This window comes from Chryseobacterium sp. HNCC26DJ240 (genome assembly GCF_057180485.1).
This window is the reverse complement of the sequence record NZ_JBXUGK010000003.1, coordinates 337,667-362,765: the sequence shown is the minus strand read 5'-3', so window position 1 is coordinate 362,765 and position 25,099 is coordinate 337,667. Positions and strand designations below refer to the sequence as shown.

The window sequence follows — 25,099 nt, the reverse complement described above, 5'->3', positions numbered from 1 at the left end:
TCTTTCAGTAAGCTTCCTACAGTAAATTGAGCTATTACTTCCAATCTTTATGTGTATCTACGGTGAGATTTGGAATAATGACAATTAATTCTGACGGATTACTGATACAATTTTACCGTTCTCATAAATTCTTCAACTCCGTTGCGTTATACTTAAGACTTGTTATCCTAAGCAAACGCAGTGGCATCGAAGTATTTAACAGATGTTTAGTCTGGGCAGGTTTGTGTAGTTACACAATACCAAGCCATCGCAGTGTTTCCTTCTTTTAAGGTATATATTTTAAGGCAATTATTAGTTGTATCATACACCATCATTCCTTCTCTGAAGTCGGCTGCGACTATTCCTACAGGTGTATCTGGTGTTGCTGTGTTATTATCTGCATCAGTGAAGCTTACGCGGTTAGGAACAAATCCTTTTGTTTTAGATTCAAGAACAATGTGACCCCCTTTTCTTGCCATTGGCCAGTTATCAGTATCTGTTGCACCGGCTCTTCCAAGGGCCGTGATTCCAACCTTGGTATCAAGAATTGCTCCTCCTGTAGTGGCTCCTGGTTTGTAGCATGGTACTGTTCCGCAGTCATTGATCAATGCATTTTGAGATGAGCCAACGCCTTGTCCCTGATTATTGCCAGTATCTGCCGCACCACTAGCATTTACTATTGTTGGAACACCTTGAGCGTCCACACATCCGTTTCCTGCACAAAGGTTTTGGTTAGATGCTGAGGACCCAGCACCCACGGTTAATGCTCCTCCTGCATTAACCAGTTGGGATAGAATAACATTTTCACTTCCTTCGATAGCATCCAGACATCCGTCGTTGTCAGAATCAAGATCCAGATAATCTGGAATCAAGTCACCATCTGTATCACAGCCTGCCATCAAAACAATGTCGTCTAAGTAGAAACCGTCTCCTCCAGCATTGAAAACATATTGAAGTTCATCATTAGTAGCCAAAGACTGATTATGAGGTATATTTATAGCAATATTTGTGTTGACCTGAGTATTTGTTGATGAATATGGAACAAAATCTGATGTAGCTCCGTTGCCTAAGACAAGTGTTACATTATTATTATTTCCAATACCATTAGTGAAAGTAGCATATGTAATCCCTCCTAATCTTACTTCCAGAGTTGCTGTTGTATTAGTATTGCTATTGCTTTCATCAGTTGAACCTAATTTAAATGACAGTTTGTAAGTTTGAGTTGCCATTGATGTAATGCCCAATGATTGTGATAAAATCTGGTTAGATCCACCCAGAGTTGTATTTTGGATCTGATTAGCAGAATAGGTCCAGCCTCCACCAGTAATATTCCATCCGCTGACATTTCCTGTGAAAGTTCCGTTGGTTATTTTATTTCCATAGCATTCGTTGGTGTCTAAAATACCATCATTATCATTATCTAAATCTACAGAATCAGAAATTCCATCATCGTCAGAATCTTTACAGGTATCTATTGAAACCAGAACCGCAGACCCTGCAGGTGTATAAGTATTGTTTACTCCATCATAATAAAACGGGAAATAAGTGCCCATTCCGGCAGCTGTAGGATTTGAATATGCTGATCCAATATGGTTTACAGTACTGTACCATCTCAGTTGTGTACCTGCAGGTGCAGCAGGGACATGTGAAAGATTCGTTAAATCTACTGAACCATAGTTACAACAAGCATTGCTTACTGCTATAATTCTTGTTCCAGGGCTGTAGCAATTATTTGCGCTGTCATAATAAAATGCCCAGTATTCTGTAGGGGTAGAAGTTACATATACGATAGCACTGCTTATTAATGACGAAGCAGACGGGGTTGCAGAGTTGTGCCATTGTCTTACTGATCCTGAAGGAGGAGTAGACATAGAGAACCATGTATTTAGATTGGTACTCACGGGTGCAGCAGCTTCACAAGGCGCACAGCCATTTACAGTGACTGTAACCGCAGAAGATGCCGGTGAATAGCAATTCCCTATACTGTTATAATAAAATGCATAGTAAGTTCCTGCGATAGCTGCGTTAGGCGTAGCATATGCAGAACCCGAGTGGGTATTATTGGTAAACCATTGCAAAGTGGTATTGGCTGGAGTTGATCCGGTGTGTGCTTGTGTATTTAGATTTACAGTAGAAGCAGGGCAGTTATTTGAAACTGCTTGACTTACTGTAGGTGTAGTTGCTACACACGGATTTACAATTACCTGTGCAGGTGCTGAACGAACATTACAACTTGCATTAGTTGCAATGATGTAGTAATAGGTTGTTCCGGCAACACTGGTAGGTGGGCTGTAATTAGTGGAAGTAGCTCCCGAGATCGCTGTACCTGTAGTATTGTTATTGGCGGTATTGCTGTACCATTGGTAAGAGACAGCTCCTGTAGCAGCACTCGTAAGAGTAGTAGAGGGAGCATTGTATGCCACAGTTTGAGTAGCAGGTGTTGCAGTTACCGAGCTTGGTAATGCAGTTACGTTAATGTTTACCTGATCCGCATTGGTACATGTTCCTGTTGTGATGGTCCAGGTAAAGATATACGTTCCTGAATTCACAAGATTAGTAACACCACTGTTGTATTGTGAAGGTGTGGTAATTACCGGATCTGGTGCCCCAGCTGGCTTGGAAGCAATTGTCCACAGACCTGTGCTCCCTCCTGTTCCGGGATTATTTCCGTTAAGGGTTGCAGAGGTTACACATGCAATGTTCTGGTCTGATCCTGCATTGGAATTAATCTGCGGAGAAACAAAAACAGAGAATGTATCTTCCATTGAAGTTCCGGAACAGGCATATTCTTTGTCTAAAAATGCTCCTACAGTAGTATTATATGTACCGGGTTTTATTTTAAATATATATTCTCCCGGGGTGGTAAGATTACTGATAATTGTAGAGGTAAGTGTGAAAAGTCTTTGGTTTCTTGCCTGATAAACAGGTGTTGCTGCTCCTGAAGGGCTTGAGACCAGCGTGAAATCATAAGCACCATCAAAATCCTGTAAATAGCTGCTGTTTACAACCCCTTTATATACAGAAGGTAATGGTATATTAGCAGTAACACTACCAGATCCTGGATAACAAACAGTAATGTTATTGACATTTACATTAGAGCGAGCCCCATCAGAAATATGAATGTAATATTGCTGAGTTGTTGGCGAGCACACTCCGTTGCTTGTGCTTACTGTAAATCTGTAAGTTCCTGCACTCCACCCACCTGAAGGAGGTGTTACTGTTGTGCTTCTGGTAGCCGAAGTACCACTTCCTGTTGTCGTAATATTACTTGGGTTACCTCCCGGAGGAACCACTCCTGATGAAACTACTGAGCTCGTTAAAGTGATAGGGTCAGCCGGGTCTAAAGTATAGCTAAATGTAAGCGGCGATGTACTTCCTACCATTCCGCAATACACTCTTCCACCACTGTCTCCGGAATCATAAATCATCATTTGCTCAGGCTCTGAAGGTGCTAAAAAGGATACATAGCGTGGCCGTATTCCTTGGTTAGTATATGTAATTTCCTGACTAGTATATGTTCCTGCAGAATTTGTTACAGTCACGGTAAATTTATAAACACCGGGTGTAGAGGCTCCTGTAAACCTAAAACTGGTGTCAATTATTTGCGAATAAGCAATATTTCCTCCGGAAGGCTGTGAAACTACATTCATTGTTATGATTGTTCCATAGCTTGGATTTCCCGCAGAACCAGGTGTAGTGGTTCCGAATACAGGAGAGCCACTGCTAAGATCAAGGTACGTGCTTCCGTTATTTAGAAGGCATTCGCTTTTTGATGTCGGTAATATTAGATCAGGATTCGGTATAAATCGAACGATAGCTGTGTCTTCATAATAGCAACTGGGGTTGTTGGTTGATGTAATTCTTAAAGTAACAACGTAAGAAGGATCTATATCGTGATTGGATTTATTAATCAAGCTAAATGTGGTAGTAGCTGAAGTTGGTGATCCAAAAGTAGAGTTCTGAGAGGTAATGGTTCCTCCTGATCTTTCGAATCTCCATAAATTATAGGCGGACCATTGTGCGGTATATCCTGCCGGTACAAAACCATTTAAAGTTACAGTACCAACAGTTGCATTCACATTGGTAATATCAGGTCCTGCGGTAAAGCCTGTGTTTTCTCCCGGTGCAGTAATTGTCACCTGAGAGGTAACCGCTGGCCCTGAAGCACATGGATGCGAAATCTGGAACACATAGTTTCCGGGAGAAGTCATCCCTGTAACGTTTGGCGTATAAGAATTCAGATTACTAAATACAGGATCTGGTGCGCCAGAAGGTTTTGAAATAATCGACCATGTGGGGGTACCGGCAGTACTCCCAGAGGGTGTTCCCTGCAAGGTAGTGCTTGTGCCACATATAGTAGCGTTGCCTCCGGCATTGACCGAGCAGGCTTGTGAGAAAATCATGAGATTTCCCGTGAAAAATAGTAATAATACTAAGAGGTTTTTCATCATATCATTGGTTTTAAATTGGTTTTCACTTATTTGATATCATTAATTTCATATTATTTGTATAGGCAGGGAAGAGCCTTGGTGAAAACTTTTCACTACATTTCTTGCAGACATCAAAAGCAGTTCTAAGTACTTCTGTTTTTATCTACTTTAATTTTTGTGAGGGCAATTTTGTTTTTAAACTTGTTTTCAAAATTTATATTAGTGGGTGGCTTCCCCGCTTCTCAGCGGGGGATAACACCAAACCATATATACCGTAACCGTTTCTCAACAGCACTGATATACTACTTATTAAATTCTAAAAAAGTGAATGTTCCAGAAAGTCTTTTAATAAAAGAGAATCTATTTTATATTTACTTCGTTTATATAAAAGGTGGCGGACGCGTGAAACCATGAGAATACATAGTCTTTGGCGTAAAAGAAAATGTGTATTTGTGTGTAGCAAGTATGCTGCTTATAGATGCAAAGCAAACAGTAGTATTATATTGTGATATAATTGCTTTAAAAGAATAATTAAATGTAAGAACTCCCGCAATAAATTGATTTTTCGAAATATCGAAAGAACTTTCAGACTCGTGGGAATAGATGTGATTAATAGCTTCAGGCCTATCTTTTTGTTGTGTTTTTATTTTCTGAGCAATCTTCCTGACAACCGCAATACTTCTTGTTTTTTTTGAAGTAGATTTCAGAATTGTTTTCTTTGTTGCAGAATATTTAATTTCCGTATTTTGGGAAAATTCTTCCAATCCGTACAAAACTGTACCTTCTGATACATAAACGGCTGCTTTTTCAGGCAAACCTGTTTCAACAGATTCTACTACAGGTGTGGCATGAACAAAAGTTTCTGAGGATGGATTTTCTGAAGCAAAAAGAGACGCTGAAGTAAAGATAAACAGTAACGAGATAAAAGAACCCAATCTCCACATGATATCTGGAAGCGTCATGTTCCGGGAAATTAAATTCCGTTCCTTTTTCATCAGTTATTATAGTTTTGTTTTTCGTAACTTCATAAGAATGAGGAGGGAATATTTTCTTACAAAGCCGAAGCAATATTACTCTGATATTGCTGTCGAAAAAAAAATATGGTATCATGATTTCGGAAATACTGTTAGTTGACTTTATGTTTTACAAAATAGAAAAACTGATTTTCAATAAGTTATATTAATTTTTATATTTATGTTGCATTTTCGACTGTGGTATCAAATGTTAATTATTGTTGACAAGTTTTCCTGAAATAAGTAGTATTTTTCAGTTTATAGAAAACAAAAACCAATGACTTTCTATCTTTAGAATTCCTATATTAGTCAGCAACAAAGACTGATTCTTTTAATGAATATACTCAATCAGATAAATGTTGCGGGCCAAAAAAAAGATTTAGACAGCAGGAATAAAGACGAACCATCAGACAATTAAGCTCTATAAAATTTTATGACTTTAAAACAATACAAACCCCGGAATTTATTAACTCCGGGGTTTTAAATCTATGATGAAAGGTTAAATATTATCTTCTTTTAAATTTTGCAGAAAATAAGATGGTGTAACACCATTTACTTTTTTAAAAGCCGTAACGAAAACCTGTGGAGATGAGTAACCACTTGCATCAGCCAAATAACTTATTTTGTATTCTCTATATTTAGGCTCATCATAAATTTTCTGAACAATATAATTGATTCTTAAATGATTGACATAACTGCTAAAACTTAGAGATTTATTGTTTTTGATAACCTGTGAAAGATATTTTGTATTGGTATTCAGCTGGGAAGAAAGTGTAGTGATGGTAAGGTCCTTTTTTAGAAACTTTTCAGATTTTTCAAATGCTTCCAGCCGTTTAAGTATTCTTGATTCCGTTTCTTTAGACATCATATTTTTGTTTGAAAGCAGATCAGATAGTATTTCCTCATCAGTCTGCTGCTCATCTTCATCTATGTAAATATTATCTGTATTGTCATAAACAATTTCAGATGTATTGACAACAGGATTTTTTAGTTTTTCAATTATTTGCTCGTAGTTTCTATGAAGTCTTTTATTTCTTCTTCTCCATAAAATTGCTATACTGATTCCTGCAATTAAAGTAAGAACTCCTGTAATAATCCATTGCTTTTTTGAATTTTCTTCATGCTCAACTTCAATGTCTGTAGTTATTTTATTGATTGTTTTATTGGCATTTGTTCTCCCCACATCAGCAATACTGTCTTTCAGAATAGAATATTCTGTCATATAAAATTTAGACTTTTCTTTTTCTCCCAGCTCAAGATAAGAAGTTGCTAAAAACTCATAAGATTCTACTCTATTCTCTGGCTCTCTAAATTGTTTTTCTAACTCCAATGCACGATTTGCAAAATCTATTGATTTCTGATACTCCTTTTTTTCCATGTAGAGCCAGCTCACCTGATTCAGCATTGTGGTCTTATTGTTAACAGGTAAAGTATATTTCTTGTCATCATAAATAGCTAACCCTTGTAAAAGATACTTCTCTGCCAATTCTAAATTCCCTTTATTAGTATCACTCTCCACTAAATAAAATATTCCCAAACGCAAATAGTTAAAGCCAATCTGGTCATATTTCACATTTTTATTTATTGACCTACTGTTATCGCTTATTTGCTTTGCCATCTCAATACTTTTATTATAAGTATATACTAATGAATCTCCTAACTTCTTGTTTTCATTTCGTTTGAGACGATATAGCAATCCCATCTCATGGTAAAATTGTGATAAGACATAAAATCTTTTATCTTTATCTTTAATATCTGGTGCATGCTTCAACACTGTTTTTAGATCTTTCAAACTGGCATCTGCTAATCCTAAATACCCTAAAGCAAGAGCATTTCTACTGTATATGCTGGAGATATATCCGTCAGTATCTAATTCAGTTTTCGCTACTGTTTTCAGTTCATCTCCAAGCTTAACAACGTCATTATTTTTACCTTGATTTAAATATAATTTCATTAAGTAATCACCACTAATCAAAATACCTAATTTATAGTCCACCTTTTCAGACTGCCCCTTTAGCTCAAGGAGAAGAGTCTCCTTTTTTTTAGGATCATTATTAAGATCAGGGTTTGATGCAATTTTTTTTAATTTATCACTGATTTCATGCTCAGTAGGAGTACTTTGCGCAATAACAATTTGAAAACAAAAAAGAATAGAAAATAGGTAGAAGATTTTTCTCATTAGAATATAGTTTTTAGTTTTGGATGCATCAAAAATACGTTAATTCTAAATAATAAATTGTCTTAACATTAGCATCCAAGATCAGATTTGCAATGATCATATTTATACTTAAACCTACAACGTTTTTTTAATGCTCAAGAAAAGAAAATCCCAACACTAAAACATATAATATGTTAAGTAACTTTTTTAACGATAAAATTAATGTGATAAAGATCAATAAGTATGAAACAAATGGCCAAATGCAGTTTGTTTTTTCGAAATCACTAATGGTAAGGCCAAATAGAGTATTCTTAATTTCGAATATAAAATCTTCAAAGCCGAATTGCAGAATATAGAACAAATGAAAAAAAACTAATTACCCTGCTTTTATTCTCCTCTAAAACAAAAAAGCCTGACAATCAAACGATTATCAGGCTTTTTAAGTACACATACCGGAACTATTTACGAACCGAATTTATATAGGTTTTAAAAAACTCTATGAATTAAAACCTTTATTGGAAGAAGCTGGCCTTTATCCAGTACAAATAAATACGCAGTCTTACACCGCAGTATAATGTTAGGCTATACCAACATCCCAGCCGCATTATGCAAATATGCACTTGTTAATCGTAAGATTAATGAGGTAAAACTCTATATATACCTTAAAATCAACAGTGACGGAAAGGTTGTATATGATAAGGGAAGTTATAGCAATTGGGCAAAGAAGTTGGATGTCAGCTCTAAAACTGTTAAATGTTCTTTGTCATGGCTGATAAAAAATAAATGGATTACAGTTAATGGTGTCAAAAGCACTCTAAGAATTATCAGCTATGAAAAGCTTTCAAAAAAATTAAATTTAAAGTTTAAAAGTGGGTATTTATTTGAGCCCACAAATTATAAATATTTTAAAGCCATGTGTTGTGGTGTAGTGATTACATTTTACATGGGTAAAAAACGTTATTTCAATAGACAGTCGGGAAATATAAAGGGATTTGCCACATCAAAGAACTGTATGAGAAATAATGGCTTTTATCCGATGCCGAATAGCTATCTGGGAAAATGCTTGGAAGTGTCACTAGCAACAGCTTATAGGTATAAGCAAGAGGCTGAAAAAGGTGGGTTTATAGAAACAAAGCCAAACTATAGCTATCTGGAAACTAAAAACGGAAAAAGAATATCTTCGGACAACTATGATATTTTTGTTACAGTAAACAAGTTTGACGAATATCCTAATACAATTAGGAAGACTAAAAAATATATTAAAAAGGTAGAGGCTGATTTAATACATAGCTACATAGTTATGAAGAAAAAAAATGTTGGTTTTTAGTTTTTCATACAATGGAAAAAAGTGAAAAGGATATTAGGGGATTTAAAAGGGGATGATAAACTGATGTTGTAGGATTAAATAAGACAGCAGAGAGTAGGGAGTAGAAATTCTTAGGGTAGAAAGCACTTCATAGAACCACTACTAAACTGTAATCATTTGAAAATGGTGATGATAGAAACACAAATAAAAAATAATAGCAAATACAAAAACATGTAACTAACAGCAAATCAATGCTTTAAATTTTATTATTAGCGAAAATTTTCGTAAATTTAGGTATGAAAGAAATTGATTTACAAATTTGTACTGCAAGTTTTGATAAAATAGAAGAATTAAGAGAACAAAATTTTATTCTGGTAAGCATTTCAGGTAAAGTATTGGGAGAGATAGAACATAAAGAGGAAGTAGAATCCTTTAGAGGTTTTAGCACTTATCGAATGAGATGCCATAAACAGGCTCAAGACTATCTATCCTGTTACATTCTTTACAGGCAGATATTCAATAAAAAAGGTATTGAGAAAATATTAGATCAGTTGGAGGAATTAAAGATTCGGCACAAGAAATCTAAAGTAGTTTTATTAGGTTATGGAAATGCTGGTGAATTTGATTACAGGCATATATTTGCCGCTTTCCTGCGAGAAAACAGCATCTATGTGGCAGAGTACAATGAAAAAATAGATATGGAGATACAATGCCAGCTCTGGCAGTATGATCCTTACAAAGAAGCTGGACACGATAATGTGTCAGATGAGTATGTAGGCGAGACTTTGGAACAGGCTGAGTTTATTTTTGCTAAAACTTTACCAGACAATCCTCATCACTATACCTTGAGAAAAGATTTTGCCAATGATGAGAAATTTCTTTCCATAGTTAGGCATATTAGATACTTTGGAGTTCTTGAGGAGTTTAGCGGAATGATTTTTAGATGCTTTTACTGGAAAAACTATAAATATCACACTCATCCTTTTGATATTTTGGATGTAAATGTAGATTTAATAAATCGCCATAGAATTGAATGACTTTATATTGGATTGAATTTCAAATATTTAAATTAATAACTAGACCAAATTAGACACATAAAAAAAGGCAGATGACAAAACCAGATAGAGCTTCTACCAGACTTAAAAAGAAAATGCTTTTAAAAGCTTTGGAAAAATGTTTGGCTGTAATTAGTCCAGCGTGTCAAATAGTTGGTATAAACCGACAAACTTTCTACAATTGGTTGAAATCTGATTCTCAGCTTAAACAGCACTATGAAGACATAAAGGAGAAATCTTTGGATTTTGCAGAAATATCTTTACTACAGCAGATAGCTGAACATAATACTACAGCAACTATTTTCTATCTTAAAACAAAAGGTAAACTTAGAGGTTACGGTCAGGATAACTATTATATATCGAATAACAATTTGAATGAAGTAGAAAATTTAACCAATGAGCAGCTCTGGGCAATTATTAACAAAAAGTAGCAGTAAATAAAAACGCTAAATCTCATAAACGTGCGTTTATGGAACTTTGCAAAAATAAAAATATGAACAAATACATCGGATATATTAGAGTAAGCACTAAACACCAAAACAATTCCGGTCTTGGTCAGTTAGCTCAAAAAGCGATGATTAAAAACTTTCTTAAAGAAGATGATGTTCTCATCGCAGAATATGAAGAAGTTGAATCCGGGAAGAAAGATAATCGCCCGGAACTTCTAAAAGCTTTGGAACATTGCAAAAGACAAAATGCGATATTACTTATTGGAAAATTGGATAGACTCAGCAGAAATGTTGGGTTTATCTATTTATTAAAAGATAGTAAGGTAAAATTTGTTTGCTGTGATATGCCGGAAGCTACCGATGTTACAATTGGAATTATGGCTGTTCTTGCACAAGATGAGAGGGAACGCACCTCACAACGGACAAAGGCAGCCTTGGCAGAATTAAAAGCTAAAGGGGTACGATTAGGTAGTCCTTCCAATCTAAACAGTGAAGCGAGACAGTCGGGAACGAAAGCATTAATACAAAAGGCTCGGAATAACCCTAACAACAAATTGGCAACAGCCCTTATTGTTCCGCTCCGGGAAAGTGGCTTTAGTTACCAGAAGATAGCAGATAAATTAAATGAAAGTGGTTTTAAAACTTCAACAGGAAAAGAATTTTCAAACGCTCAGGTAGTATTGTTGTACGGTAGGTATATTAACATCAAATTAGAATCAGAGAAGTAGCAAAAATTAATCTATACCACAATTGTAAGATATTTTATACATTTGTGTAATAACAAAAAACAGAAAAATTATAAGATCAAATTAAGGTTGTAAATAACATATAGATATTGCGTTTTGCAATTCGTTTTTCTACTCAAATACTGGTAATATTTCATAGAACAAAAGCGAATGACTGTAAGAGCCTCCCGGTAGGGTGCTTCTGCTTCATTGCTTTTGTGGGTTATACCAGTGACCTGAGTAGAGAATGAAGTTAGTAAGCACCTTTTCATTTAAATCAGATCAATATGAAACACCTAAATCTCTACTATTTTCATCACAATACGGAAACCCGTAACAACATCAGAACAAATAATTCTTATTTCGCATTCTGATGAAGTTTAACAATTTTTTTATTAGCAGTATTGCAAGTCTAACTTTTGGAACACTTATATATGTCCTGTTCAGAACATCGAGCCTTAAAGTCTTTTCGTGGAGCAACATCCTCAATATAAAGTTACTTGATTTAGATTTGAGAAAACTAGCGATGTTAGTTTCCCCAAAACTCCCTGAATGGTTTTTGTTTTCATTTCCCGATAGCCTATGGGTATTTTCTTATGTGTGCCTGATGCTAGGTATTTGGAAAGGCATTATATCATCTCTTAATATAGTCTGGATGATTATTGTTCCATTCCTTGCCATCTGCTCTGAATTAGGGCAGATTACGGGCTTTATTCAAGGAACCTTTGATTACTCTGATATTATCTTTTATATACTAGGTAGTGTAATGCCTTTATTTCTTTTTAAACAATCTATAACATATAATTTAAAATTTTTACAACATGAAAAAAAACATTAAACATCTTGCGTCAGCAGGAGCCTTCGCATTTTTCTTAGCTATTGCTATGGGAAGCATGGATGACAAAAAAGAAAAATCGGGAAGTTCTGAAACCTCAACAGTTACAGCAAATGGCGAAGCCAAAACGAATTACAAAAAATTAGGTGAAACCTTGTCAACAGATTACTTTGATGTGACCATCAATAAAGTCAGGGTTGAAAACAGTGTAAACACCGGAAACGAGTTTGCTGACTTAAAACCAGAAGCGGGAACACGCTACCTCATCATTAATACTTCATTTAAGAACAATAGCAATGAAAGCCGAATGTTGATTGACGGAGAGGTCTTGGTAAACTATAATGGTAAAGATTATACATTCGACAAATCGGAAACTGTTATGTTAGAAGGATGGGGATTGATGATGGATCAGATTAACCCGCTTACTACAAAGACTACCAATTTAGTTTATAAAATTCCAGCAGAATTGAAAGGTACTGCTTACTACAGACCCGGCAGATCAGGAAATGCTGATTTGATTGATTTAGGTACAATTGAATAATTCATGGTTTAGATTTTTCCATGCTGTATGATATATTGAGTACAGTGTGGAATTTTATCGTGTGACAGAAATAATACAACGAATTCTGACAGCTTTTTTTTTATAAATCCACATTACCAATTATATAAATCCAAGAATAATTGACAGTCCTGCCCCAATCCATGCTGCTGTACCTTCGTTAAACCCTATTTCCATGCTTAAAATTTTAACGTAAAGATAACTTAACTTCTGATATCGATGTAGGTAAACAGTTTTAGGATTGTAATTTTCCAGTTTCGCAGATAGAAATATATGATTATCGACAATACTGAATATGTCAAATAAATTTTGAAGAAAGCTGAATTAATAAGTAGCAGGTATTCATCATAAGTATGATAATATGATACGAATGCTTTTTAGACATTTCCCTTAGACTTTTGCTATATCTAATATGGCTATAAATCATTAAAAAACAGCTGGAAATTCCAGCTGTTTTTACTTAATAAAGTTAATCACTCTGTATGTACATGAGGCTATGGCGTGGGATAGTTTAGTTTTTTTTATCCTTTGACATAAACCTCTCTGGAATATCACCTTCCTTATTAAGTCGGGCTAGATTTAATCAATTTTATTGTAATCATTATCTTAAAAAATTTTAAAAAATGAGAAAATGCCTTTTTTCTTTTTCTTTTTCTCCTTTTTATGTGGCTCTTCATTAATAAGAACAATGTTATTATTCTTAATCCAATAATGAGATTGGCAATTAAAGTTCCAGTTACCAATCGAAGGATATAAACTGCTTGCGACCCCATTAAAGGACAGAGTCCAATCTTTTGGAGAAAGTCTAGTAACTACTTTGTTTTTACAACCACACGCACAGAGATGAACAGCAACTTTATACTTAATTGATATATATAAAATTCCATCTTCAAGATTACTAGGAACCTCCTCTACGTAATTATGTTCAATCTTCATCGTGAAATATTTTTGATTTTTCAATAATAAAATGTGAAGATTTTTGCGCCAATTTACCATGATAAAATCCAATATGCTGTTTCCACTTTACAACTGCTTGAGCGGCGTTTAAAGCATTTAATTCTGCAATTTGAATATTAGATGCATACGGATTATCCTGTTCATCATTTTCGTGACTTCCCACTTGCTCATTATAAGTAATTCTCGTCGCTCCGACTAGCATTTCATTACGAAAGCTAACACCAATTCCTACGTCAATAAAATCAATCTTTTTTGATACAAGGAACTTTGTTATATAATTTCTGGCGTCATTTCTATCTATGCATATAAATACAAAGTCCATTTCTTCAAGCTCAGCTATATTTAAATTAGTTACTCTAACATTGTGAGAAACTAATCCTTTGTGCATTTTAGAATAAGTCTCTTTTAAATACTCAACCTTTGAAATTCTTTCTTTAAAAACTTCAGTCGCAGCTGCACCGGGACATCTAAATGAGTTGTGAGACTCAAAAGCGTCATCATCAAACAGATGGATGTTTTTAACAGGTGTTTTAGCAACAAAGTCTAAAATATAACTCCCTGTTCCCCCTAGCCCCACAATAGCCACCTTCATACCTTCTAATTTTTCGTTAAGGAAATCAATACGAGCTCTAGAAGAATTCGAATCAAAATATACAAAAGGACTGTTACCTTCAGTAACGATTATAGGCTTATGTGTTTTCGCTGTCACCATTCCAGTTTCATCAAGTGATATTGCTTCATTAGATATAATTTTAATATAGCTGGTAAACTTATCGTAGAAATTAACGAATGGAGTTTTAGGTCGGTTAGAAAATGAGTAATCAGCAATAAAATCTTTTGACAAAACCACTCTATCTTGATGTTCAATGGTCACAATAGGTGCTCCATTTGTATAACATGGTTTTTCACCTTTAAAATAGACTACATGAGTATTTGGTTTAGCAATTAGACCTGATGCTGGAAGAAATTGAAATGGTGAAAATAGTATCCCATACTTTATTTCTTTATTTGAATTTACGTAGGGAATATGGTGGATACTAATGTATCCACCGTTTATTTCCACTTCGTACCCTTCGTCAATCAGAGTACGAATATCTGGGTTAAGACTTATCTGTTGCGCTAACATAAAATATCATTTTGTGTTTAACTTTAACAGATTTTCCGGATGTAAGAACTCCCTCTGGCTTCTCCATAACTCCGTTTTCATAAGCGACCGTAAAAGCAGTATTCGGATTATTCATGACATGTCCTGACAACTTTATTACGTCGTTAAATGAAATGGTCACTTCATCCCAATAATGGTTTGTTCCATCAATTGTAATATAGGTCTTTTCTTTAGGTTTGGATATAAATTTCTCCTTTCCTTCTCTCGCTAGATCGACAAACTCATTATCTTCAATAATGTCGTCATTCCATCCGTCCGGAATATCCAAATACAAAATGTGATTTTGTGGAATATTTCCTTTAGTACGAATTTCGATACCTGTAATATATTGCTTATAAGAGATGAAATCTTTACCATTAATCGAATAATCAAGTTTCTTTTTGACGAAAAACTGTTCAATATCCGGTCTCGCAAGATTTACTTTTGTCTCATTTTCAATTAGCTCATCTTGATAAGGTTTGCTAATAGCTAGATACAGTTCTGTTGTATGTGGGATGTTTTTTACATCTTTTAATTCTCTTCCTGTTAAATATTGTTGGGTTGTAGAGAATTCTTCGCCATCTATTGAAAATTTTAGTGGCGGAACATTTTGAGTGTGATTATTTAAATCCATTGTTTACTTTTTTTAATTAAATTTATTAACTGTTACATAAGTAACTTAACCATTTTGATCTTCCGGTAAACCGTTTTGATCAAGCGCAAATCATTGTTTCTGCGATGTAATATTTTAAAAATTAATACAGTCAGGTTATGTTAAAAAATCAACATATTGGTTAAAAAAGTAAAAAAGTTTGGAAGATATCTCTAAAGATGTATATATTTGAAGTGCGAAGACAAATATTTTGAATCAGCATTTGCCTTGCAAGGGCTTGCTGGATAAAGATATTTTTCAAACCGGGCTTTTTTAACCGCCTGGTTTTTTTATGTCAACATGATTTTAATCATATTGACAATACAAATATATAATTTCTAAATTCAATTCACAAAATATTCCAAACATTTTTTTTTAAAAAAGTTACCAAATTACACCTTAAACACCACATTTGCTTAATTATCAAATACTTATAGTTGGTAAATTATTTTTAAATGCGACGAGTTTTGTCGTACTAGTTTTGCAATCCTGACATATTTGTATTTGAAAATAAAAATAAGTTGGCTGAAATGAGTGAAAATTAGTTTTATTTTCGTACCTTTGCTAAACAAACAAACCTAATTATGAATGAGAACCAATTTTTTATAAATTTGGGTGCTAACATTTCCTCTATTAGGATGAAGAAAGATATAAATCAAGATGACTTAGCTAAATTTCTTGATTTATCTCGGCCATCGATCGTTAATATTGAAAAAGGAAAGCAGAAACCCAGTGTGTATACATTGTTACTAATTGCTAATTATTTAATGGTAGATATTAAGGAACTATTACCAGAAGTGATACCAGCAATTGAGAGAGGAAATGTGATCGGCTTAGGATTCGATAAATCAATTTTCTCAGAGGATAGAGATCTAGCCAATTTTATGAAAATAGTTTCAAAAACCAACAGATAGAATGTCAATTTCAAAAAGTATTATAGATATAACAAAAGAGTATATCGAAACCAATACTTTTCTTTTTCAGGAACTACCAATTAATTTGGACACATTAGTAGAAAAAGAAGGGATTAATGTAATTAATTATCCGTTCAAAGATGATATTTCTGGTTTATTAATTGTAGAGGAAAATCAAGCTACAATTGGTATTAACAAAAATTCTGGGAAAGTAAGAAGAAGATTTACTTTAGCACATGAGTTGGGGCATTATAAGCTTCATAGCCAGAAATCAAATATGTTTATGGATAACGTCTTTTTTAGAAGAAAATCAGAAGGATATACCTCTAAAGAAGAAAAGATTGAGAAAGAGGCAAATTACTTTGCTGCAAACATACTAATGCCAGAGCATTTAGTTAAAAGAGAAATTTTAGGACTAGATTGCGATTTGCATGATGATTTCACTATTGCCACTTTAGCAAATAAGTTCGAAGTTAGCTCCTCTGCCATGACTTTTAGATTAATTAATCTGGGGTTATATTAAAATAATTTAATTAAAAGATAAAATCCGTCCTTGGACGGATTTTTTCATTATTAATTGATTTTTAAAATAAAACTCTACAAAGTTGTTTTTATTATTAATCTAACATACTTGTTGCATTTCAACATTACAAGACTTTCGATAAAAAAATCTTTAAGCGAAATTGATTAACAACATAAAACAAAATAAACAATATTTTAAGGTATTAATCAATTTAATTTGATAATAACTTCGAAAATTTATAACTTTCAACGTCTTATTTTTCCTGCAATTTGAGATTTGAGATAAATCAATTTTTATATTAGTGTAATACGTATATTTGAGTAATAAGAAGTACGCTAATATTCTGAATAAAAAAGGAATGGAAGATTAACACATATAACATAATGATTAACCAACATAGGAAATATTGCTATCGTATTATACATATCAACAACTTATCCTTATTGTTGCAGAATGGAATAGTCAATAAACACCATCCTAAGGCAAATAAAAATTACGTCGACATCGGGAATCCTCAAATTATTGATGTCAGAAGTACTACACCAGTAAAGATAAATAACTACGGTACGCTGGGTGACTATGTTCCATTTTACTTCACTCCAAAATCTATTATGCTTTACAATATAATTACTGGCTACTGGCACCCTTTGGTTCCAAAAAGAAACCGAAGTGAAATAGTGGTTGTTAGATGCTTAATTTCAGGTCTTACAAAATTACCGAAATGGTTTTTCACAAATGGACAAGGAAATGACATGGCAAGTAATCATTATAACAATGTTGCAGAATTTAATCAAATAGACTGGCAAAGTATACAGAATAGTGATTTTTCAAAAAGCGACGGAGACTATGATCGGCCAAGAAGATATCAAGCAGAGTTTTTAGTTCACGGACAGGTGCCATTGAACTGTCTTGAATCACTTAATGTATGCAATAAAGATACTGCAAAAATTGTTAATAATATTTTAGCTCAAAATAATATTAACGTGGCAATAAATGTAATTCCACAATATTTCTTTTAAAATGATAAAAATAGTTCAAGGTGACATGATGCAATCTGGAGCACAAGCTTTAGTCAATACCGTAAACACAGTTGGCGTTATGGGTAAAGGAATTGCTCTGCAATTTAAAGAAGCCTTTCCTAGCAATAACAAATTTTATATCGATGCTTGTAAGAATAAGGAATTAGAGCCTGGCAAGCTCTTAACCGTATGGGATGAGAACCTACAACTTGGAAGAAAACTTATCATCAATTTCCCTACTAAAGTACACTGGCGTCAACCATCTAAATACGATTATATTGAGAAAGGATTAGTTGCTTTGCGTCAGCTAATACAAAGAGACAAAATAAAAAGCATTGCAATACCTCCTTTAGGAAGCGGAAACGGAGGTTTAAATTGGGAATTAGTAAAACCAATGATCGAGAAAGCTTTAAGCGGGCTCGATACAGAAATTATGATTTATGAACCTAATGCCGAAATTAAGGCAATTTTACAAAAACAAGAAGTAAAAAAAGAAGTAAAATTAACCCCTGCGAGAGCATCATTGCTTTACGCTCTGTTTGCTTTCGAAAGCATGGGAGAATATAGTAGCTTATTTGCGGCCAATAAGCTAGCTTATTTCTTACAGCGAAAAGGACAGAAACTTAATCTAGATTTTAAAGCTTATCACTATGGGCCTTATGCTATTGGTGTAGAAAAGGTACTATATCATCTAAATGGAGTATTTTTACAAGGTATGGAACAAGGAAATACAAAACCATTTGAACCACTTAAATTAAATTATGAAAAATGGAACGACGTTAAACAGTACATAAATAAAGATCTTCCTTATGAAGATTCTCAACGTCTCAGAAGTCTCATTCAATTTTTAGCCGGTTTTACGTCAGAACTCTCACTGGAAATTTTAGCTACAGTTGATTTTATAATTGCTGGCAACCCAAAATATTCATTTGAAGAGGTGATGCAAGCTATAGCTGAATGGAACCTTCGAAAGAAAGAATTGTTTAAACGTGAGTACGTCCAAATATCTTACGATTACCTTAAAAACTATTCATCTGAACTATTCAATTAGAAGTTATATTTGATAATTTTTACAGACTCCTACCCGAGGATTCATTATATAAAACAAGACCTTTTTTCTAAATTGGTCTTGTTTTTTTTCATTTTATGTGCTCACTAGCTCAACAAGTCAAAAATTTTAAATTGTAAAATTATTAGATTCCAGACTGCAGATTTACAATTATTTAATGCCTTTATATATTATCTATTTTAATTCTTTCCAGTTATAATTAATATATAGATTTCTAGGCAATGTTGAACAACCTTTATAATTAGAAATGATTTAAAAGTTCCTATACTGAATTGTGTTCCTTTGATATTTTCAAATGCTTCAACATTTTCTTGAATAGGTTGATACCAAAAATTGCCGTTAATTATAGATCTGGATTGTTCTAAATCAGGCGTAATTTCAATTTTTTATTTGAACTTACATTGCACTAATATGTATTATTATATTTTTTTTATTACATCCAAATGTAAAATTTGTATATTTGTAAAAATATTTACAATGAAACTTAATATTGCGAATCAGAAACTACAGCAAGACAGAATTCATTCAGAAGCGCTAAAAGAGATATATGGTGAACTACCAATAACGTTAATAAACTTTCTAAATAATAACATTCTTAATTATTGTTTGCACGAAATAAAGACGGGTATAAAGCAAGATCACGCTGTTAGAGTAGTGAATAGTTGGGTTGCGCAAGATGTCTTAAAAATCAGAGAGGAAGACAAAGGAAAAATTCGCAGATTTGACCGACTTGAAAACATCTGGTTAAATGTTGTCTTTGAAGCAAGAAAATTTGGGGTTCCAATTGAGGAGCTAAAAGATCTACGAAAAAACCTTTTAGAGTCTCAAATTAATAATTTTTCAAAATTTAAATTAGGTATGTTACAAACATTATTTGCCTCTCCGCAAATATTGGTATTTCCAATGGATGGAATCCCACAAATGTTGTCAACTAATTCTTACAATTCATTTACGAAAACAAGATTCCCTGCTCACATAGCCTTGAGATTAGAAGATTACATTTCTATCGAATATCCAAAAAATGCTCTTTCTTTTGATTTCAAAATCTCAAACCCTTTGGAAGACAAAAATAAAATGTTACTTCTATATTTTCTTAAAACGGGAGATTTTAAATATATTAAAATACATTTAAAAGATGGAGATATTAGAGGAGTTGAAGATTCCACTTCTATATTAAACAATAAAGATATTATGAAAGCTATTTCCAACTGGAGTTTTCAAAAGATTGAAATATTAATAAATGACGACGTAGAAACAACTATAAATCTTCAATCATGATTACAAAAGAAAAAGCCAGAAAAATTCTAAAAAACAATGATGAAGATTTTTCTAATGATGAGGTCGAAAAGATACTAGAAGAATTATACCGACAGGCAAAAATAACCGTAAAAGAGTTTCAAAAAATAACCTCAAATAACATTAAGAAGGATGGAGAAAGGTAAATATAGAAAAGCCATAGGATATCTACGAGTAAGCTCTTCAAGCCAAGAAGATGGAACATCTATTGATACGCAGATGGAAAGTATAAAATCTTTTTGCTTTAATTATCAGATAGATCTTGTAAAAATTTACATCGATATATTTTCAGCTAAAAATTTCGATAGACCTCAATACAAAAAAGCTCTAGAATATTTAAAAATTAATAAAGGAGAAGTTGATTTATTTTTAACGAAAAAAGTTGATAGATTTACCCGTGGCGTCCGCTCTGGAGTAGAAGCAATTGAAGATATTAAAAAGTTAGGTGTAGAGGTTAATTTTGTAGATGAATGGATAAATAATTTTGATTCTGCTGGCGGACAAATGTTATTTAATTTAAAATCAACCTTTGCTCAATATGAGAGAGAGGTTATCAATGAGCGCACAAGAACTGGTGAACGAGCAGCTATGTTGTCAGGAAGATATATTAAAACGCCTCCTAGCGGGTATAAATTTCAAAAACTTGGAGACGGCAAAAAATATCTTGTTCCCAATGAAAAAGCATCTTTGATTTCAAATCTTTTTGATGATTATATAACTGGAACTTATTCTCAACAAGAATTAGTAAAGATGTACAAATTAAAAGGACTAAATATTTCAAAAACCTCTATAAGCCTCATTTTAAGCAACATTTTATATGCAGGGTATATTGACCTTAAAAAACATAATATAAGCCCATTTACAACCATTAAAGCTTTGCACGAACCAATAATATCAGAAGAGGTATTTAATAAAGCAAAAGATATAAAAAATGGCAGAAATAGGATGATTAAAAAAATTAGAACTAAAAACCCAGATTTTCCTCTAAGTGGATTCTTGTCATGTTCTAATTGTGGTAGCAAAATGTACGGAAGTAAAAGCAACAATGGGAAAAGTAAAAAAACTACTAGAGAATATTCATATTACCGTTGTTCAGAAAATTGTGGTGAACGATACGACCCAACAGACATCCATAGAGAGTTACAGATTAGTTTATCAAAGGTAAAGCCCTCCAAAGGAATAATGAAACTATTTGAAGCAGTATTATTAGATGTTTATCGAGATACCGTAATGCAAAATACAGAACTTTTACAAAGGATCGAAAAAAATATTCATAAACTTGAAAGCGAGGAACTAAGGCTGGTTGATAATTATGTGAAAGGAAATATTGAAAAGATTCATTATGATAAACTTTTAGAAATTAAAAAGAAAGAAGTTAGCGAATTAATGTCGCAAAAAAACCAATACAGTAGTCAGCAAGAAAATAATAATAAATATATTTCTTTTGGTTTAACCGTTTTATCAAATCTTGATGAATTCTATGAAAAGTCTTCCGTAGAGGTGAAAATTAAGCTATTGGGTTCGTATTTTACTGAGAAATTAATTTTTGAAAAAAATAAATTCCGAACCCTGCCTTTTAATGAAGTAATCGATCTATTATGTAGATATAGTAAGGATTTCCAGAGGTTAAAAAAACAAACGGGAGATAGTTTTTCCACTAACTCCCGTTTAGTACCCCAGACGGGACTTGAACCCGTACATCCGAAGATACAGGATTTTAAGTCCTGCGTGTCTACCAATTCCACCACCAGGGCGTGATGAGAGCGAAAAACGGGACTCGAACCCGCGACCCCAACCTTGGCAAGGTTGTGCTCTACCAGCTGAGCTATTTTCGCATAAATTGTGCGGATGAAGGGACTCGAACCCCCACGCCTCACGGCACCAGATCCTAAGTCTGGCGTGGCTACCAATTACACCACATCCGCAATTTATTTTTTTGAATATTTTAAAGAACTTCTTTCGTTTTTGTGAGTGCAAATATAGGGCAAAAATTCATAACTGCAAGTCTTTTCAAACTTTTTTTTCATTTTTTTTAAATTTTTATTTCTCCCTTTATTTTTACATTTCATTTTACTACTTTTACATCCTTAACATTTACGATATGGAATTACAAGGTACGGTAAAGAAAATCTCTGAAGTTCAGTCTTTTGCAAGTGGTTTTCAGAAAAGAGAAATGGTGATTTTAACGCAGGAGCAGTATCCGCAGCCCATCAACATAGAATTTTTGCAGGATAAGATCAATTTGCTCGACTCTGTAAAGGAAGGTGAAAATGTAAAAGTAGGAATCAACATCAGAGGTAGAGAGTGGGTATCTCCACAAGGCGAAACAAAATATTTCAACTCTATTACAGGATGGAGAGTAGAAAAAGTGATGGACAACAACAGCGCGGAGCCTACACACGCAGCACCAAGCCAGTCTGCTTCACCTGCTGCATCAAATGCAAACCCTTTTGAAGAAGAAGACGATGATCTTCCTTTCTAATTGAAATTTACAACTCAAAATATAATCCTGCTTTCCAAAAAAAAGTGGGATTTTTTGTCTTATGGTAAAACTTGATCCCAAAGAAATCTCTTTCCCCGATCCTGAATTTTATGATAGTCACGAAGGTATCATCGCTTACGGAGGTGATCTCTCGCCAGACCGCGTATGGTTTGCTTATCAGAACGGTATTTTCCCATGGTTTAATCCTGATGAGGAAATCCTTTGGTGGTGCCCCGACCCCAGATTTGTGCTTTTTCCTGAGGAAATAAAGATTTCAAAGTCGATGAAGAAAATTTTGGATCGAAACATTTTCACGTTTACCGAAAACCAGTGTTTTGAAGAAGTGATCCGGAACTGTCAGCAGACAGCGAGAAAAGATCAGGACGGGACATGGCTTTCTGAAGAACTTATTCGGGTTTTTCTGCAATTTCACAAATATGGTTTGGCGAAAAGCATTGAAGTTTGGCAAAACGACGAACTGGTAGGCGGATTTTACGGTTTGAAAATTGGCGATGTTTTCTGCGGTGAAAGCATGTTCAGCAAAGTAAGCAATGCCTCAAAAGCAGGTTTTATAAATTTTGTTGAAAGAAATAAGAATTCTTTAACGCTGATTGACTGTCAGTCCCACACGCCTCATCTTGAAAGTTTGGGAGCAAGAATGATTGCCAAAAAAGATTTTTTGCATATTTTAAGGGAAAATAATCAGATTTAAAAAATATACACGTTCATGCTTGCTGATTTTGATGATATAAAAAAGGTTCTAGAAGAAAACTATTCCCCGCAACAGATTCATAGTAGCAAAAAAATCAGCTCCTCGGAAATTTTCGCATGGGAAACAAAACTTCAGATTAATTTTTCTAACAATCTAAAAAGATATTTTCAGGAAATTGGAATTTTTCAGTTTGACTGGTCTTTTTATAAATGCTTAGATTCAGAAATGTTTTATGTGCATTTTCTAACTGATGCCTTTATTGACATTCTAAGAAATGAAGGTTTGCCAGAGGACGAAATAGAAGTGTTTAAATCTAATTACAACTTTAGAAATCAGTGTTTCGATTATGGAATTTCTGAAAAATGGATAATAAATGTAAACAAAATCTATGAGGATCTGGGAAAAGATGAATCTTGCATGGAAATAGGTGTCCGCTTGTTTGACGACACTTATAATTGCACAAATTACCTAATGTTGACAGGAATAAACAAAGATTATATTGTAGAACATTTTGCAGCCAATTCTTATAGAAAAGTAGATTATTTTTGGAATTATCTATTAAAAAAGTGAAGATGAAAAAACTCACCATTTTAAGCGGAGCCGGAATCAGTGCCGAAAGCGGAATAAAAACCTTCAGAGACGGCGACGGACTTTGGGAAAACCACAGCATCACAGACGTAGCAAGCCCCGAAGGCTGGAGAAAAGACAGAGCACTGGTTTTGGAATTTTACAACCAGAGACGCCGTCAGCTTCATGAAGTTGAGCCCAATGACGCCCACAAACTACTTGCAGAACTGGAAAAATACTTTGAAGTACAAATTATCACTCAAAACATTGATGATCTGCATGAAAGAGCCGGCTCTACCAACATTACCCATCTTCATGGTGAGCTTTTCAAATCGTGCTCATGCAACAATAAAAATCTGATTTACGAACAGAAAAACGACATCAACATTGGTGATAAAGCAGAAGACGGAGCCCAGCTCAGACCTTTCATTGTCTGGTTTGGCGAAGAAGTTCCCATGATGGAAAAAGCAACCAAGCTCGCACGTGAAGCCGATATTTTTCTGGTCATCGGTACATCACTGCAAGTTTACCCTGCTGCAGGATTGGTTCACGAAATTAAAGATGACTGTCTTTTAATCGTTATTAACCCAAATGAAACGGGTTTTGGATATGGGCAGAGAGCTGTTGTGATGAAAGAAAACGCCACGCAGGGAATGAGGTTGCTGTTTGATAAACTGATGGATTTATCTTAAAAACTTAAACTATGGCTGATTCCCAAAAGAAGAAAACAAGCAAATTCCTGAGCTATGTTCTCCGCCATCATCCTGAATTGATTGGTTTGAATTTAGATGAAAACGGCTGGGCAAATGTGGAAGAACTCATTGCAAAATCAACAAATGACAGTCAAGGATTTACATTTGAAGAACTCGATGAAATTGTGGAAACGAATGACAAAAAACGTTTTGTTTTTAATGAAGACAAAACCAGAATCAGAGCCAATCAAGGGCATTCGATTGGGATTGATTTAAATTTAAAACCTCAGCAGCCACCGGAATTTCTGTATCACGGAACGGCTCAAATAAATATCGCTTCCATATTAGAAAATGGTATTGAAAAAAGAAACAGACAGCATGTTCATCTAAGTTTAAACAAAGAAACCGCAACAAAAGTCGGAATGCGTCATGGCAAGCCAATTATTTTAACCATTAGCACAGGAAAAATGTTTGAGGATGGAATTCTATTTTATCTTTCCGAAAACGAGGTTTGGCTGACGGATTTTGTGGATGCGAAATACATCAAATTATAAATTCAAACT

22 protein-coding genes, 3 tRNA genes and 1 pseudogene are annotated in these 25,099 nt (G+C 34.0%); 17 read left to right on the top strand and 9 right to left on the bottom strand.

The window, feature by feature from the left end; genetic code table 11:
- Positions 1–206: 206 nt before the first annotated feature.
- From AC2A1G_RS07835 to AC2A1G_RS07825, 3 genes are all read right to left on the bottom strand, one after another.
- Positions 207–4,430, bottom strand: coding sequence for a hypothetical protein (locus tag AC2A1G_RS07835; RefSeq protein WP_484046360.1), 4,224 nt, complete (start codon positions 4,428–4,430; stop codon positions 207–209).
- Positions 4,431–4,789: 359 nt separating this feature from the next.
- Complete coding sequence (locus tag AC2A1G_RS07830) at positions 4,790–5,404, bottom strand: hypothetical protein (RefSeq protein ID WP_484046359.1); 615 nt, start codon at positions 5,402–5,404, stop codon at positions 4,790–4,792.
- A gap of 517 nt (positions 5,405–5,921) precedes the next feature.
- Entirely contained in the window at positions 5,922–7,601 is a 1,680-nt protein-coding gene (locus AC2A1G_RS07825; protein WP_484046358.1) for a helix-turn-helix domain-containing protein, read from the bottom strand.
- A gap of 553 nt (positions 7,602–8,154) precedes the next feature.
- On the opposite strand from AC2A1G_RS07825, the gene AC2A1G_RS07820 reads away from it, so the two are divergent.
- The 5 genes from AC2A1G_RS07820 to AC2A1G_RS07800 all read left to right on the top strand — a co-directional run bounded on the left by AC2A1G_RS07820 (position 8,155) and on the right by AC2A1G_RS07800 (position 12,491).
- Positions 8,155–8,907, top strand: coding sequence for a hypothetical protein (locus tag AC2A1G_RS07820; RefSeq protein WP_484046357.1), 753 nt, complete (start codon positions 8,155–8,157; stop codon positions 8,905–8,907).
- Positions 8,908–9,182: 275 nt separating this feature from the next.
- Positions 9,183–9,923 carry a hypothetical protein gene (locus tag AC2A1G_RS07815; protein WP_484046356.1) on the top strand — a complete coding sequence of 247 codons (741 nt, stop codon included), beginning with the start codon at positions 9,183–9,185 and terminating at the stop codon, positions 9,921–9,923.
- Positions 9,924–9,994: 71 nt separating this feature from the next.
- Positions 9,995–10,372: a hypothetical protein gene (locus tag AC2A1G_RS07810; RefSeq protein WP_484046355.1), complete on the top strand. Its 378-nt coding sequence runs from the start codon at positions 9,995–9,997 to the stop codon at positions 10,370–10,372.
- A gap of 38 nt (positions 10,373–10,410) precedes the next feature.
- Entirely contained in the window at positions 10,411–11,118 is a 708-nt protein-coding gene (locus AC2A1G_RS07805; RefSeq protein WP_484046354.1) for a recombinase family protein, read from the top strand.
- Positions 11,119–11,936: 818 nt separating this feature from the next.
- Positions 11,937–12,491: a DUF4352 domain-containing protein gene (locus AC2A1G_RS07800; RefSeq protein ID WP_484046353.1), complete on the top strand. Its 555-nt coding sequence runs from the start codon at positions 11,937–11,939 to the stop codon at positions 12,489–12,491.
- Positions 12,492–13,115: 624 nt separating this feature from the next.
- On the opposite strand, the gene AC2A1G_RS07795 is transcribed toward AC2A1G_RS07800, so the two are convergent.
- Genes AC2A1G_RS07795 through AC2A1G_RS07785 form a run of 3 tightly spaced genes read right to left on the bottom strand, consistent with a single transcriptional unit; the run spans position 13,116 to position 15,244 of the window.
- Entirely contained in the window at positions 13,116–13,445 is a 330-nt protein-coding gene (locus AC2A1G_RS07795; protein ID WP_484046352.1) for a ubiquitination-like system serine protease family protein, read from the bottom strand.
- Positions 13,435–14,592, bottom strand: a complete 1,158-nt coding sequence (locus AC2A1G_RS07790; protein ID WP_484046351.1) for a ThiF family adenylyltransferase — start codon at positions 14,590–14,592, stop codon at positions 13,435–13,437. Before AC2A1G_RS07790 ends, AC2A1G_RS07795 begins: the two co-directional genes overlap by 11 nt.
- Positions 14,567–15,244, bottom strand: a complete 678-nt coding sequence (locus AC2A1G_RS07785) for a multiubiquitin domain-containing protein (protein ID WP_484046350.1) — start codon at positions 15,242–15,244, stop codon at positions 14,567–14,569. The genes AC2A1G_RS07790 and AC2A1G_RS07785 overlap by 26 nt, the downstream gene beginning before the upstream one ends.
- A 602-nt stretch (positions 15,245–15,846) precedes the next feature.
- Between AC2A1G_RS07785 and AC2A1G_RS07780 the strand changes: the two genes are divergently transcribed.
- The 7 genes and pseudogenes from AC2A1G_RS07780 to AC2A1G_RS07750 all read left to right on the top strand — a co-directional run.
- A complete protein-coding gene (locus AC2A1G_RS07780) occupies positions 15,847–16,176 on the top strand; it encodes a helix-turn-helix domain-containing protein (protein ID WP_484046349.1) in 330 nt (109 codons plus the stop codon).
- Position 16,177: 1 nt separating this feature from the next.
- Entirely contained in the window at positions 16,178–16,699 is a 522-nt protein-coding gene (locus tag AC2A1G_RS07775; RefSeq protein WP_484046348.1) for an ImmA/IrrE family metallo-endopeptidase, read from the top strand.
- Positions 16,700–17,082: 383 nt separating this feature from the next.
- Positions 17,083–17,718 (top strand): type II toxin-antitoxin system toxin DNA ADP-ribosyl transferase DarT, encoded by a 636-nt coding sequence (gene darT / locus AC2A1G_RS07770; RefSeq protein WP_484046347.1) that lies wholly within the window; start codon positions 17,083–17,085, stop codon positions 17,716–17,718.
- Between the two features lies 1 nt (position 17,719).
- Positions 17,720–18,769 carry a type II toxin-antitoxin system antitoxin DNA ADP-ribosyl glycohydrolase DarG gene (gene darG, locus AC2A1G_RS07765; RefSeq protein WP_484046346.1) on the top strand — a complete coding sequence of 350 codons (1,050 nt, stop codon included), beginning with the start codon at positions 17,720–17,722 and terminating at the stop codon, positions 18,767–18,769.
- A gap of 495 nt (positions 18,770–19,264) precedes the next feature.
- On the top strand, positions 19,265–20,065 hold the full coding sequence (locus tag AC2A1G_RS07760; protein ID WP_484046345.1) for a hypothetical protein: 801 nt from the start codon (positions 19,265–19,267) through the stop codon (positions 20,063–20,065).
- Positions 20,062–20,229: a hypothetical protein gene (locus tag AC2A1G_RS07755; protein ID WP_484046344.1), complete on the top strand. Its 168-nt coding sequence runs from the start codon at positions 20,062–20,064 to the stop codon at positions 20,227–20,229. The genes AC2A1G_RS07760 and AC2A1G_RS07755 overlap by 4 nt, the downstream gene beginning before the upstream one ends.
- A pseudogene (locus AC2A1G_RS07750) lies at positions 20,216–21,169 on the top strand (recombinase family protein); the annotation flags it as partial. The gene AC2A1G_RS07755 and the pseudogene AC2A1G_RS07750, both read left to right, overlap by 14 nt.
- 586 nt (positions 21,170–21,755) lie before the next feature.
- Here AC2A1G_RS07750 and AC2A1G_RS07745 read toward each other — a convergent pair.
- The 3 genes from AC2A1G_RS07745 to AC2A1G_RS07735 all read right to left on the bottom strand — a co-directional run bounded on the left by AC2A1G_RS07745 (position 21,756) and on the right by AC2A1G_RS07735 (position 22,008).
- Positions 21,756–21,837: transfer RNA gene (locus AC2A1G_RS07745), tRNA-Leu, on the bottom strand.
- 8 nt (positions 21,838–21,845) lie between these two features.
- Positions 21,846–21,918, bottom strand: a tRNA-Gly gene (locus AC2A1G_RS07740).
- An 8-nt stretch (positions 21,919–21,926) separates the two neighbouring features.
- A tRNA-Leu gene (locus tag AC2A1G_RS07735) sits at positions 21,927–22,008 on the bottom strand.
- Positions 22,009–22,184: 176 nt separating this feature from the next.
- Here AC2A1G_RS07735 and AC2A1G_RS07730 point away from each other — a divergent pair.
- The 5 genes from AC2A1G_RS07730 to AC2A1G_RS07710 all read left to right on the top strand — a co-directional run bounded on the left by AC2A1G_RS07730 (position 22,185) and on the right by AC2A1G_RS07710 (position 25,090).
- Entirely contained in the window at positions 22,185–22,565 is a 381-nt protein-coding gene (locus AC2A1G_RS07730) for a DUF3127 domain-containing protein (RefSeq protein ID WP_484046343.1), read from the top strand.
- Between the two features lie 61 nt (positions 22,566–22,626).
- The gene (gene aat, locus AC2A1G_RS07725; protein ID WP_484046342.1) at positions 22,627–23,277 is read left to right on the top strand and encodes a leucyl/phenylalanyl-tRNA--protein transferase; all 651 of its coding nucleotides are present in this window, start codon (positions 22,627–22,629) and stop codon (positions 23,275–23,277) included.
- Between the two features lie 15 nt (positions 23,278–23,292).
- A complete protein-coding gene (locus tag AC2A1G_RS07720; RefSeq protein WP_484046341.1) occupies positions 23,293–23,847 on the top strand; it encodes a hypothetical protein in 555 nt (184 codons plus the stop codon).
- A gap of 2 nt (positions 23,848–23,849) precedes the next feature.
- Positions 23,850–24,536: an SIR2 family NAD-dependent protein deacylase gene (locus AC2A1G_RS07715; RefSeq protein ID WP_484046340.1), complete on the top strand. Its 687-nt coding sequence runs from the start codon at positions 23,850–23,852 to the stop codon at positions 24,534–24,536.
- Between the two features lie 11 nt (positions 24,537–24,547).
- A complete protein-coding gene (locus tag AC2A1G_RS07710; RefSeq protein ID WP_484046339.1) occupies positions 24,548–25,090 on the top strand; it encodes an RNA 2'-phosphotransferase in 543 nt (180 codons plus the stop codon).
- The last annotated feature ends 9 nt before the right edge of the window (positions 25,091–25,099 follow it).

What these genes read in the sequence shown, in the direction of transcription:
- AC2A1G_RS07755 (WP_484046344.1), top strand. Translation starts at nt 20,062, where the DNA reads ATGATTACAAAAGAAAAAGCCAGAAAAATTCTAAAAAACAATGATGAA.
- AC2A1G_RS07800 (WP_484046353.1), top strand. Translation starts at nt 11,937, where the DNA reads ATGAAAAAAAACATTAAACATCTTGCGTCAGCAGGAGCCTTCGCATTT.
- AC2A1G_RS07760 (WP_484046345.1), top strand. Translation starts at nt 19,265, where the DNA reads ATGAAACTTAATATTGCGAATCAGAAACTACAGCAAGACAGAATTCAT.
- darT (WP_484046347.1), top strand. Translation starts at nt 17,083, where the DNA reads ATGATTAACCAACATAGGAAATATTGCTATCGTATTATACATATCAAC.
- AC2A1G_RS07830 (WP_484046359.1), bottom strand. Translation starts at nt 5,404, where the DNA reads ATGAAAAAGGAACGGAATTTAATTTCCCGGAACATGACGCTTCCAGAT.
- AC2A1G_RS07795 (WP_484046352.1), bottom strand. Translation starts at nt 13,445, where the DNA reads ATGAAGATTGAACATAATTACGTAGAGGAGGTTCCTAGTAATCTTGAA.
- AC2A1G_RS07780 (WP_484046349.1), top strand. Translation starts at nt 15,847, where the DNA reads ATGAATGAGAACCAATTTTTTATAAATTTGGGTGCTAACATTTCCTCT.
- AC2A1G_RS07805 (WP_484046354.1), top strand. Translation starts at nt 10,411, where the DNA reads ATGGAACTTTGCAAAAATAAAAATATGAACAAATACATCGGATATATT.
- AC2A1G_RS07775 (WP_484046348.1), top strand. Translation starts at nt 16,178, where the DNA reads ATGTCAATTTCAAAAAGTATTATAGATATAACAAAAGAGTATATCGAA.
- AC2A1G_RS07810 (WP_484046355.1), top strand. Translation starts at nt 9,995, where the DNA reads ATGACAAAACCAGATAGAGCTTCTACCAGACTTAAAAAGAAAATGCTT.
- AC2A1G_RS07730 (WP_484046343.1), top strand. Translation starts at nt 22,185, where the DNA reads ATGGAATTACAAGGTACGGTAAAGAAAATCTCTGAAGTTCAGTCTTTT.
- AC2A1G_RS07715 (WP_484046340.1), top strand. Translation starts at nt 23,850, where the DNA reads ATGAAAAAACTCACCATTTTAAGCGGAGCCGGAATCAGTGCCGAAAGC.
- AC2A1G_RS07785 (WP_484046350.1), bottom strand. Translation starts at nt 15,244, where the DNA reads ATGGATTTAAATAATCACACTCAAAATGTTCCGCCACTAAAATTTTCA.
- AC2A1G_RS07710 (WP_484046339.1), top strand. Translation starts at nt 24,548, where the DNA reads ATGGCTGATTCCCAAAAGAAGAAAACAAGCAAATTCCTGAGCTATGTT.
- AC2A1G_RS07835 (WP_484046360.1), bottom strand. Translation starts at nt 4,430, where the DNA reads ATGATGAAAAACCTCTTAGTATTATTACTATTTTTCACGGGAAATCTC.
- AC2A1G_RS07790 (WP_484046351.1), bottom strand. Translation starts at nt 14,592, where the DNA reads ATGTTAGCGCAACAGATAAGTCTTAACCCAGATATTCGTACTCTGATT.
- aat (WP_484046342.1), top strand. Translation starts at nt 22,627, where the DNA reads ATGGTAAAACTTGATCCCAAAGAAATCTCTTTCCCCGATCCTGAATTT.
- AC2A1G_RS07815 (WP_484046356.1), top strand. Translation starts at nt 9,183, where the DNA reads ATGAAAGAAATTGATTTACAAATTTGTACTGCAAGTTTTGATAAAATA.
- AC2A1G_RS07720 (WP_484046341.1), top strand. Translation starts at nt 23,293, where the DNA reads ATGCTTGCTGATTTTGATGATATAAAAAAGGTTCTAGAAGAAAACTAT.
- AC2A1G_RS07820 (WP_484046357.1), top strand. Translation starts at nt 8,155, where the DNA reads ATGTTAGGCTATACCAACATCCCAGCCGCATTATGCAAATATGCACTT.
- darG (WP_484046346.1), top strand. Translation starts at nt 17,720, where the DNA reads ATGATAAAAATAGTTCAAGGTGACATGATGCAATCTGGAGCACAAGCT.
- AC2A1G_RS07825 (WP_484046358.1), bottom strand. Translation starts at nt 7,601, where the DNA reads ATGAGAAAAATCTTCTACCTATTTTCTATTCTTTTTTGTTTTCAAATT.